Origin of the sequence: Nocardia carnea (assembly GCF_029868855.1) — a bacterium.
Classification (GTDB): domain Bacteria; phylum Actinomycetota; class Actinomycetes; order Mycobacteriales; family Mycobacteriaceae; genus Nocardia; species Nocardia carnea_A.
The window spans coordinates 1-9,491 of record NZ_JARWOV010000211.1 but is presented as its reverse complement, the minus strand read 5'-3'; the positions used below and the strand labels follow the sequence as shown (position 1 = coordinate 9,491).

At 69.0% G+C, this 9,491-nt stretch carries 9 protein-coding genes; 4 read left to right on the top strand and 5 right to left on the bottom strand.

The features are described from left to right. Positions 1 to 146: 146 nt before the first annotated feature. The 3 genes from QH195_RS20525 to QH195_RS20515 form a co-directional block, all read right to left on the bottom strand. The gene (locus QH195_RS20525; RefSeq protein WP_280436633.1) at positions 147 to 587 is read right to left on the bottom strand and encodes a hypothetical protein; all 441 of its coding nucleotides are present in this window, start codon (positions 585 to 587) and stop codon (positions 147 to 149) included. Between the two features lie 212 nt (positions 588 to 799). Beyond that, the gene (locus tag QH195_RS20520; RefSeq protein WP_280424328.1) at positions 800 to 1,645 is read right to left on the bottom strand and encodes a mycofactocin-coupled SDR family oxidoreductase; all 846 of its coding nucleotides are present in this window, start codon (positions 1,643 to 1,645) and stop codon (positions 800 to 802) included. A gap of 103 nt (positions 1,646 to 1,748) precedes the next feature. After that, entirely contained in the window at positions 1,749 to 3,338 is a 1,590-nt protein-coding gene (locus QH195_RS20515; protein WP_280436632.1) for an AMP-binding protein, read from the bottom strand. Positions 3,339 to 3,536: 198 nt separating this feature from the next. Here QH195_RS20515 and QH195_RS20510 point away from each other — a divergent pair, with 198 nt between their 5' ends. From QH195_RS20510 to QH195_RS20500, 3 genes are all read left to right on the top strand, one after another. After that, positions 3,537 to 4,004, top strand: a complete 468-nt coding sequence (locus tag QH195_RS20510) for an SDR family NAD(P)-dependent oxidoreductase (RefSeq protein ID WP_432278369.1) — start codon at positions 3,537 to 3,539, stop codon at positions 4,002 to 4,004. A 133-nt stretch (positions 4,005 to 4,137) separates the two neighbouring features. After that, on the top strand, positions 4,138 to 4,617 hold the full coding sequence (locus QH195_RS20505) for an RrF2 family transcriptional regulator (protein WP_280436631.1): 480 nt from the start codon (positions 4,138 to 4,140) through the stop codon (positions 4,615 to 4,617). A 74-nt stretch (positions 4,618 to 4,691) separates the two neighbouring features. Beyond that, positions 4,692 to 5,915, top strand: coding sequence for an NAD(P)/FAD-dependent oxidoreductase (locus tag QH195_RS20500; RefSeq protein ID WP_280436630.1), 1,224 nt, complete (start codon positions 4,692 to 4,694; stop codon positions 5,913 to 5,915). Between the two features lie 260 nt (positions 5,916 to 6,175). On the opposite strand, the gene QH195_RS20495 is transcribed toward QH195_RS20500, so the two are convergent. Together QH195_RS20495 and QH195_RS20490 are read right to left on the bottom strand one after the other, a co-directional pair. Next, positions 6,176 to 7,384, bottom strand: a complete 1,209-nt coding sequence (locus tag QH195_RS20495; RefSeq protein WP_280436629.1) for an MFS transporter — start codon at positions 7,382 to 7,384, stop codon at positions 6,176 to 6,178. Next, positions 7,381 to 8,034: a GntR family transcriptional regulator gene (locus QH195_RS20490; protein ID WP_280436628.1), complete on the bottom strand. Its 654-nt coding sequence runs from the start codon at positions 8,032 to 8,034 to the stop codon at positions 7,381 to 7,383. The genes QH195_RS20495 and QH195_RS20490 overlap by 4 nt, the downstream gene beginning before the upstream one ends. A 158-nt stretch (positions 8,035 to 8,192) precedes the next feature. Here QH195_RS20490 and QH195_RS20485 point away from each other — a divergent pair, with 158 nt between their 5' ends. Further along, on the top strand, positions 8,193 to 8,987 hold the full coding sequence (locus QH195_RS20485; RefSeq protein ID WP_280424333.1) for a thioesterase family protein: 795 nt from the start codon (positions 8,193 to 8,195) through the stop codon (positions 8,985 to 8,987). The last annotated feature ends 504 nt before the right edge of the window (positions 8,988 to 9,491 follow it).

The following is a 9,491-nucleotide window of genomic DNA, read 5'->3' as shown; positions in this document are numbered from 1 at the left end:
GCGCCCCCCCCCCCCCCCCAAATTTGGGGGTGTCACCCCGGCCCCCCCCCCCCGGGGGGCGCGCGGGGGGGGGGCCCCGCCCCCCCCCCCCCTGAAACCGCCGAGTTCCAGAGTGCGGCCGCTCGTGGGCTCGCGGGGCGGGTGGGTCAGGGCACCGCGCAACCCGTGCCCGCGTTCATTCCGGTGCGGACCTCCACGGGCGCGCTGGTCACCGTGACGCCGCCTTGTTCGGCGCTGAGGAAATGTGTTCCCGGGTTCGCCGGGGTCCACGTCGTCGACGCGACAATGCCGTTCGGCGTCACGACCGACGGATTGAATCCGACCACGACGTTGTTGTCGCGGAAGGTCACCGGTTCTGTGGTGTTGTCGACCGCTGCCCGCACCTGATAGGTGCAGGTGGTGCCGAAGGGCGTGCTGATGCCCATGCTCCGTCCGGGGTCGGCGCCGACGTTCTGCGGTACCGCCCCGGCGCCGGGGGCCGCCAGGACGAGCGCGGTGGCGACGGCGCCGAGGCCGGTGACGGCGATCGCGGACCGGCCGGTTCGGTGGCAGATACGGGAGCTGCTGTCGGAGTGGGTCGTAGTCATCGTTGATCACATCCCAACTGGTTCCATCGTGCGGACCCGGATGGCCCGCTCGCGAGCTGTGTTCGTGGAACTGTGTCCAGCGTTTCAGTGCTGCGATGGTCGTTGTCGACGGCGCTCAACGGCGGTACCCAGTTTATCCGCGGGTACACAAGCCGAGTCCACGGCTTCGGCGGCATCGGTGTGATAACAACGCCGGCTCCGGGACGAGCCGCCTATAAACCGGGGAACTTCTCGGAGGTGCCGAGGTCCACGGGCAGGGCGATTCCGGTGATACCGCGGCCGGAGTCACCGACCAGGTACAGGACGGCGTCGGCGATCGCCTCGGCCTCCAGCCACGGCTGCGGCAGCAGGTTGAGCTTCTGCATGGTCTCCGCCGTGTCCTCGAGGACCGGGTTCTCGAGGTCCGGCCGGAAACCGCGCACCATCGGCTCGTTGTCGATCATGTTCGTGCGGATGTTTCCGGGGTGCACCGAATTCACCCGGATATTCGCCCACGCCAGTTCGTTGGCCAGCGATTTGGCCAGACCGCGGACGGCATGTTTGGCGGCGGCGTAGTGCGCGATACCCGGTACCCCGCGCAGCCCCGCCATCGAACTGATCAACACGATGGAGCCACCGCGATCGCCGGAGATGATATGCGGTACAGCGACTTTCGTCGTCTGCCAAACGCCCGTGACATTGATGTCCAGCATCTCGCGGAATTCGTCCGGGGTGAGTTCCCAGGACGCCTTCGGCGATGCGGCGATACCCGCGTTGGCGACGACGATATCCAGCCGGCCGAATCGCTCCACACCGGCATCCACGGCCTGCTGCAGCGGTTCCAGGTCGCGGGTGTCCGCGACCGCCGTGACGACGCCGCGCCCCTCGGCTTCGACCAGCTTCGCGGTCTCGGCGAGGTCGGCCTCCGTCGCCATCTCGTAGCCCGCGGTCGCGACCGGTGCACAGCGGTCGACGGCGATGATGTCGGCTCCCTCCGACGCCATCTTCACCGCATGTGCGCGTCCCTGCCCGCGCGCAGCACCGGTGATGAACGCGACCTGGCCGGTGAGCTTGCCCATGATGCTCCTCTGTTTGTCGAGACTGCTGGGTCGCCCTGTTTCCGCAGGGCGAGAACCGATATCAGCAGGACGAAGTCGGCGGCGCAGCCTTCGCCGGCCGGATTCAGTTGACCTGCCGGCCTTCACCCCAGTATTGGGCGCGCAGCGCTTTCTTGTCCGGCTTACCGAGCGGGCTGAGCGGGATGCTGTCGGCGAAATCGACCGTCTTGGGCGTGTAGACCGCACCCTTGCGGTCCTTCACCAGAGCCTGCAATTCCTCGACCTCCACCGACTGCCCGTCGCGGAGTACCACCACCGCCTTGACTGCTTCGCCCCACTTCTCGTCCGGCACACCGATCACCGCGGCCGCGCTCACCGCGGGATGAGCCGACAGGACGTCCTCGACCTCACGCGGATAGACGTTGAAACCACCGGAGACGATCATGTCCTTCTTGCGGTCGACGATGTAGAGGAAACCCTCCTCGTCCTGGCGGGCGATATCACCGGTGTGCAGCCAGCCGAATTCCGTTGCCTCGGCGGTCTGCGCGGGTTTGTTGAGGTAGCCGTTCATCACCAGCGGGCCGCGCACGCACACCTCACCGGGTTCGCCCGGGGATACCTCGTTGCCCTTCTCGTCGAGCAGTGCCACAGTGAGCCACGGCACCGGCCGGCCGCAACTGGCGAGGCGTTCCGGTTTGGTCAGGTCGTGATCGGCGCGGCGCAGCACCGAAATGGTCATCGGGCTCTCGGCCTGGCCGTAGAACTGGAAGAAGATCGGGCCGAACTTCTCGACGGCCTCGGCCAGCCGGGTCGGCGAGATCGCGGAGGCGCCGTAGAACACCGTCTGCAGGCTGGACAGATCGTATTTGTCCAGGTCGGGGCTGTCGAGCAGCGCGTACAGCATGGTCGGCACCAGCATGGTCGCGGTGATCTTGTACTTCTCGATCGCCTCGAGCACCTTGGTGGGGTGGAAGTAGGGCAGCACCACGATGGAGCCACCCTGCTGGGCCGTGGGGTTCCAGAACGCGGCGCCGGCGTGGCTGAGCGGGGTGCACACCAGGAAACGGACCTCGTCCGGCCATTCCCATTCGGTCATCTGGATGCGCAGCATGGTCGCGCTGCCGCGGAAACTCATCTCGACGCCCTTGGGCTTACCGGTGGTGCCACCGGTGTAGGCCAGGCTCATGGTGGCGTCGGGATCCACGAGTGGCGGTTTCAGCGGGCCTGGGGTGAATCCGGCGGCCAGGTCGATCAGATCGGTTCCGGCCTCCGAGGGCCCGAACGAGAACAAGTTCCGCAGCCCGGGGACCTTATCGCGCAACTGCGCCGCGCGTTCGTCGAAACCGGCCGGGTCGAAGATGAGGGTTTCCACACCGGCGTCCTCGAGCACGTAGGCGTGGTCGTCGAGGGAGCCCATCGGATGCAGTGCCATGGCCCGCGACCCGTTCACATTGTTCGCGCCCTGGGCGAACAGAACCTCCGGCCGGTTGGCCGACAGCACCGCCACCGGTGACCCCACACCGAGCCCGGCCGCGGCGAGCGCCTGCGCGAACCGGCTGATCTGATCCCGCACGTCGCGGTAGGTCAGGGTGGCGTCGTCGATATGGACCGCCGTGCGGTCGGCATAGCGTTCCAGGGCCTTGCCCAGCAGATCCACCGAGAGGGGCTCGCGGTGCAGCAGGTCGGTGTCGTCGACGTGCGGTTCAGTGTTCATTCGTCTGCCTTTCGGGCCCGCTCGCACGAGAGGCCCTGCGAAGTGACCGGCGCTCCGGTGCGGGGGCCGGGCCCCCGGCGACCCCGTCGGGCGCCGCGGCCCGGCACCCGTGCCGGAGCTCGCAAACCGCAAAAAATATAACACGTTCTACTTTAGTCGCGCGGCGTATCCGCGCTCACCCGAGCAGTCCTGCCCGGTATGCGCGCCCAGGGTTCGGGCGCCGTCGTCATGATGAGCAGCGCCGGAGGGCAGCTCTCGTTCGCGGGCTTTTCGGCCTACAGCGCCACGAAATTCGCACTGGAGGGCTACACGGAAGCGCTGGCCGACGAGGTCGCGCCGTTCTGGATCCGCGTGCTGGTGGTGGAACCCGGCGCATTCCGCACGGGTCTGTTCGGGCCGGGTGCGGCCTACTTCAGCACAGAGACGCCGGCCTACGCGGAGACGGCGGGCGCCACTCGCCGCATGGTCGAGAACAGCGACGGCACCCAGCCCGGCGACCCGGCGAAAGCGGCGGCGGCCATCCGCGCCGCACTCGAGGCCGACCGCACTCCGCTGCGCCTGCCGCTGGGCGGTGCTGCCGTCGATGCGGTACTCGGACATCTCGACGAGGTCCGCGCGGATGTCATCGACTGGGAAAAAATCGCCCGGGCAAACACTTTCGATTGATTCCGGAAGCCGGGCCGATCGCCACCGCCGTCACAGTGACACCGGACCATGACCCGACGCAGCAATCGCGAATTCCCTTGCCTCCAGAGCCTCAGCTTGCCCCGGATTAATCGGGACATCTAATATCCCTGTTATGAAAATGGGCGAAGGCGTCGAGTGGAGCCTGCACTGCTGCGTCACCCTGGCCTGGACCGAAGAGCAGTGGCCGGTCTCGATCGCCCGGCTCGCCGCGTGGTTCGACCTCCCCGTGGAGTACCTGAAAAAGCGGCTGCAGGCTCTCGTCCGCGCCGGGATCCTCACCTCGGCCCCCGGGGTCCGCGGCGGATTCGGCCTGGCGCGGCCACCGGAGAAGATCACCCTGCTCGAGGTCGTGACCGCCATCGAAGGCGGTACCGACCCGTTCCGCTGCACCGAGATCCGGCAGCGCGGGCACAGCGGTCGTACCGCGACCACAGATTTCGCGCAGCCCTGCGGTATCGCGATGGCCATGCGCCGCGCGGAACTGGCCTGGCGGCGCGAACTGGCGGCGCAGACCATCGCCGATCTCGCCGCCGCGGCACCGGCGGGCTCCGCGGAACGCACCCGTCGCGAGATCGCGAACGCCCGTACTTGATCGTTCGCGAGCCGGCGGTATTCCGCGAGCGCCGCATGAAGTTATCGATATTTCCAGCCGACGAGGAGGCCTGCGTGTCCGGAATAGTTGTAGTGGGCGGCGGATTCGCCGGGGTGTGGAGTGCGGCCGGTGCGGTTCGCGTGGCCCGGGCCGCGGGTCACGATCTGCCGGTCACACTCGTCTCCCCCGGCGGCGATCTGGTGATCCGTCCCCGCCTGTACCAGGCAGAGCCGGATCGGATGCGGGTCTCGCTGGACCGGATCCTCGGACCTGTCGGTGTACGCCTGGTCGCGGCCACCGTGACCGGAATCGACACCACCGGACAGACTCTGACCACGGTCGACGGAGCGGGCGAGACCGCCGAGATCGGCTACGACCGGCTGATTCTCGCCACCGGAAGTGAACTCCTCCGGCCGGAAATGCCCGGCGCCGAGCTGTTGTTCGATGTGGACACATTGCCCACGGCAACAGTGCTGGACGCCCATCTGAACCGGCTCCCCGAACTGCCGCCCGGTGACGGCCGATTCACCGCCGTCGTGGTCGGCTCGGGTTTCACCGGCCTCGAGATCGCCACCGAGCTGACGGACCGGCTCGGCACGATCACCGCAACCCGTGCGCCCGGTGAAAAAGCCCAGGTGATTCTCGTGGAACGGGCAGACAGCATCGGACCGGAGCTGGGCCCGGGTCCCCGGCGGGAGATCACCGACGCCTTGGCCGCCCTCGGTGTGGAATACCGGCTCGAGGTGAGCGTGGCCGCGGTGGAACCCGCCCGGGTCGTGTTGTCCGATGGCACGCCCATCGCCACCCGCACCGTGATCTGGACGGCGGGGGTGCGGGCCAGTGGGCTCACCGCAGGTATACCGGGGACCCACGACCGTCTCGGCCGCCTGGCAGTGGACACATACCTGGGGGTTACCGGCGTACCGGCGGTCTACGCGGCCGGCGATACCGCCGCCGCGGCGGCCGAACCGGGACACCAGGTCATGCAATGCTGCCAGCACGCCCTGCAACTGGGTAAGTTCGCGGGCCACAACGCCGCCGCCGACCTGCTGGGGCTCCCCACGGTGCCGTTCACCGCGACCCCTTACGTCACCTGCCTCGACCTGGGCTCGCACGGCGCGGTGTTCACCAACGGGTGGGACCGCCGCGTCGTCGCGACCGGCGCGGTCGCCAAGGAGCGCAAGCGCAAGGTGAACGAACTGTGGATCTATCCGCCCACCGACGATCCGGACGAACTCCTGCGCCAGGCCGACTATCGGTTTTCGGTCCGCCGGATCACCGAGTCGCGGGCGGGGTAAGCAACGGTGCGATGCCCGGAGTTCGCTCCGGTCGCCGAAATCACGAAACCCGGCACGGTGCGGCGGGGATGACACTTCCGTGCCTGCCGGGACAGGGAGCTCGGGTGGCCCCTGCGCCCGAGCACCTCGGCCTCGGCACGGACCGATCGGACGCTCGAATTCGGTCTCCGGGAAAGCCCGGCGAGATGGCCGGCCGGATATCGACCGATGGGTGGTCGCCGGCGGCGGGCACGAGCGTGCGCCGGGCACAGTCGCGCCGATCATCCAGCGGGAGCCAGTTCTTTCTCGTTTTTCCCGGCCGGCGCAGGCGCGGGCAGATGCGCCCGGGAATGGCGCAGGATCACCGCGGTGCCCGACAACGCCACCAGCACGAGGGCGCCGAGCAGAACGGGATAGCCGGCTGCCGGGTTCAGCAGGCTCAGCAGCGACGGCAGCAGGAAACCGAGGTAGGCGAGCGCGTAGTAGGCGCCGGTGAGGGCCGCGAGTTCGTGCGGCGCCGCCAGCCGCTGCAATTCCAGCAGGCCGGACACCAGCGCGATCCCGTACGCACAACCCAGTGCGATCGCGGCGACGAGCGCCAGCGCCGGTGACCGGACGATCGCGGCGAACATGCTGACCAGCAGACCCAGCGGCATCAATGTCATCGAAGCGATCACCGCGCGGGCGCTGCTGGTGCGGTCGAGCCGTTTCGCCAGCGGTTGCACCAGAGTTCCGGCGATCAGCGTGCCGACGGTCAGAGTGGTCGAATACAGCAGACTCCACTGCCCGACCCGGTCACCGACGAGCTGCGGCATGATCGCGTACGCCACCGCCGCCGACCCGAAGATCCACGGTGCCATCGGCATGATCACCCGGCGGAAACGCGGATGCCGCAAACCGCCGAACTGGCCGCGGGCCGGGCTGCCCACCGTGCCGGTCTCCGGCACCCGGAAGACGAACGGCAGTACCGCGAGCGTGAGCACCGCGTGCACCAGATAGGGGGTGACCATGGGCGCCGGCCCCCATTGAGCGAGCCCGCCGGCGACGGCCGCGCCCAGCGCGAAGCCCGCGGTGAGAAAGAGCGCGGCCAGGCGTGCGCCGGTACCCGGTGCGGCGTCGGCGCGATCGCTCAACTCGGTGACCCACGTCGTACCGACGGCCATCGCCACCGCGACCCCGAATCCGGTTACCAGCCGCCCGGCGGCGATCCAGCCCGCCCCGAACGTCCCGGCTGCCAGCAGCAGACTCGCGACAAGGGATGCCGACACCCCGGCGAGGGCGACCGGGCGGCGGCCGAAACGTTCCGACAGTGTGCCGGTGAGCAGCAGGCCGGGGACGAGGCCGAGGACGTAGGCGCCGAGCAGCGCGTTCACGGCGAACGCCGAATAACCGGCGGTCCGGTACATCACCAGAAGCGGAGTGAATTGGTTACCGCCCCACGCACAGACGAAGATCGCGGCCAGAACCGCCGGTATGGACCCGTTTCTCACCGCCGGTGGGTCCCGTCCAAATGGGCCCGCAGGGCGGTGGTGAACGCGGTGGCATCCCCGGATTCGATGATCTCGATCAGTTCGCCGTGCTCGCGCAGGACGACCTGGATATGGTCGGGCACCGGGCCCAGCGCTGCCACGTTCATCCGCCGTTGCCGGTCGGCGAGCCCCGTGTAGAAGCGGATCAGCAAGGCATTACCGCCTGCTTCCACCAGGGTCCGGTGGAAGCGTTCGTCGGCCTCCGCGAAGGCGTGCAGATCAGCGCTCTCCGCCCGCTCGCGTTGCACGTCGAGCGCGGCCCGCAGGTTTTCGGCGGCCGCCGGTATCCGTTCCGGAGTGCGTAGCAGCCGGCGCACCGCGGCACTCTCCACCGCTTCCCGGGCGTCCAGTACATCCTCGGCCTCGCCCGGCGGGACGGGCGCCACGATGGCGCCGCGCTTCGGTACCAGAGTCAGCAATTCCTCGGCCTGCAACCGGACGAACGCCTCCCGCACCGGAGTCCGGCTCAGGCCCAGCCGACCGGCGATCTCGGTCTCGCTGAACAGGTGGCCACCCGGGAGTTCGCCGGAGAGCACCAGTTCCTTGGTGAGCTGGTAGGCCCGATCGGCAGCACTTGCCGGGGGCTCGGAGGGGCTGGAAGTGGTCGGCACGCAGCCACTCTATCGGATAGATACAAGCTTGCATGCAAGTATGTATCTCAATTCACCGACTGCACCGCGGGAGCGGTCGACGCGCTGGTGCGATCTCTCGGTAACGTCGGGACCGGTACGACCCAGCGGCGACTGCCGAGCAACGAACGGACAACCACGTGAACGAGGCCTTCTACCTGCCCGACCCGGCGGACCCGCAGCGGTTCGTCTCCACCGAGCTCACCCGCGGTCCGTGGTCACCCGACGCCCAGCACGCCGGCCCGCCGTCCGCGCTGCTCGGACATGTGATCGAACGCTGCGATCCCCGGCCCGGTTTCCAGGTCGGCCGGGTCGCGGTAGAAATCCTCGGCCCGGTCCCGCTGGCCCCGCTCACCGCGGAAGCGCGGGTGGTTCGGCCAGGCCGCAGCGTCGAGCTGATCGAGGCCACCCTGTCCACCGAGCGCGGACCGGTTATGCGGGCCAATGCCTGGCGGTTCAAACTCGCGGATCCGGACCTGGACCTGCCCACCCGGTTCCTGCCCAGTGGGTCGCGGCCCGGACCCGAGCAGGCCCCGGAACCGGAACGGTTCCCGTCCAACCAGCCGGTGGGTTTCCACACCGGTATCGAATACCGTTTCGCCGCCGGTTCGTTCTCCGAACCGGGACCGGCAGTGTGCTGGATCCGGCTGAAGTACCCGATCGTCGCGGGCACCACACCCAGCCCACTGGAACGCACGCTCGCCGCCGCCGATTCCGGTAACGGAGTCAGTTCCGTACTGGATTGGAACAGCTATCTGTTCATCAACACCGATCTGACGGTCACCCTGCACCGCCAGCCGGCCGGCGAATGGGTCTGCCTGGACGCGGTCACCCACCCGCAGCCGCACGGGATCGGCCTGGCCGAATCGGCACTCTTCGACGAGAAGGGCCCGCTGGGCCGCAGCACCCAGACCCTCTTCCTCGGACCCCGCTGAGCACGCACCGGACAACCCGGTGAAAGATCCGGCCGCCGCGGACCCGGCGCCGCCGACCCATCCGCAGCACGCCGCCACCCGAGTCCCAGTCGCCTCGTACCCCGCGCGGCCGTTACGACCGCGCGGCCGCCTCCACCGGCAATGCAGCGGAATCGGCGTGCTCTTCCGGGAGTACGGATATCCGAGGCGGATGCTGGGATCCGGTTGAGGACCTGTTGTTCACCAGCCCACGGGCATAGTCGACAACCGGTCCGGTACGTGCCGGGGCGGGATCGGTCCACGGCGTACGGCCGGGCGCAGCGGTGGCCGGGACGGCACCGGTCGCGGCGGGGGGCGGCGCCGGGCCCCCCCCGGCGGGGGGCGGGGGGGGGGACAGGCCGGGGAGAGGGGGGCCGGGCCCCCCCCCCGGCCGCGGAGGTAAGGCCCGGTGCGGCGGGGGGGAAACAAAGAAAAAAAGAGAGGCACCACCCCACCCCAGAACGGCGCGGCGCGCCGCCACCCCGC

Bases quoted from the DNA above. Each gene is read 5' to 3' on its own strand.
- QH195_RS20515 (WP_280436632.1), bottom strand. From the start codon at position 3,338: ATGAACACTGAACCGCACGTCGACGACACCGACCTGCTGCACCGCGAG.
- QH195_RS20510 (WP_432278369.1), top strand. From the start codon at position 3,537: ATGCGCGCCCAGGGTTCGGGCGCCGTCGTCATGATGAGCAGCGCCGGA.
- QH195_RS20525 (WP_280436633.1), bottom strand. From the start codon at position 587: ATGACTACGACCCACTCCGACAGCAGCTCCCGTATCTGCCACCGAACC.
- QH195_RS20520 (WP_280424328.1), bottom strand. From the start codon at position 1,645: ATGGGCAAGCTCACCGGCCAGGTCGCGTTCATCACCGGTGCTGCGCGC.
- QH195_RS20505 (WP_280436631.1), top strand. From the start codon at position 4,138: ATGAAAATGGGCGAAGGCGTCGAGTGGAGCCTGCACTGCTGCGTCACC.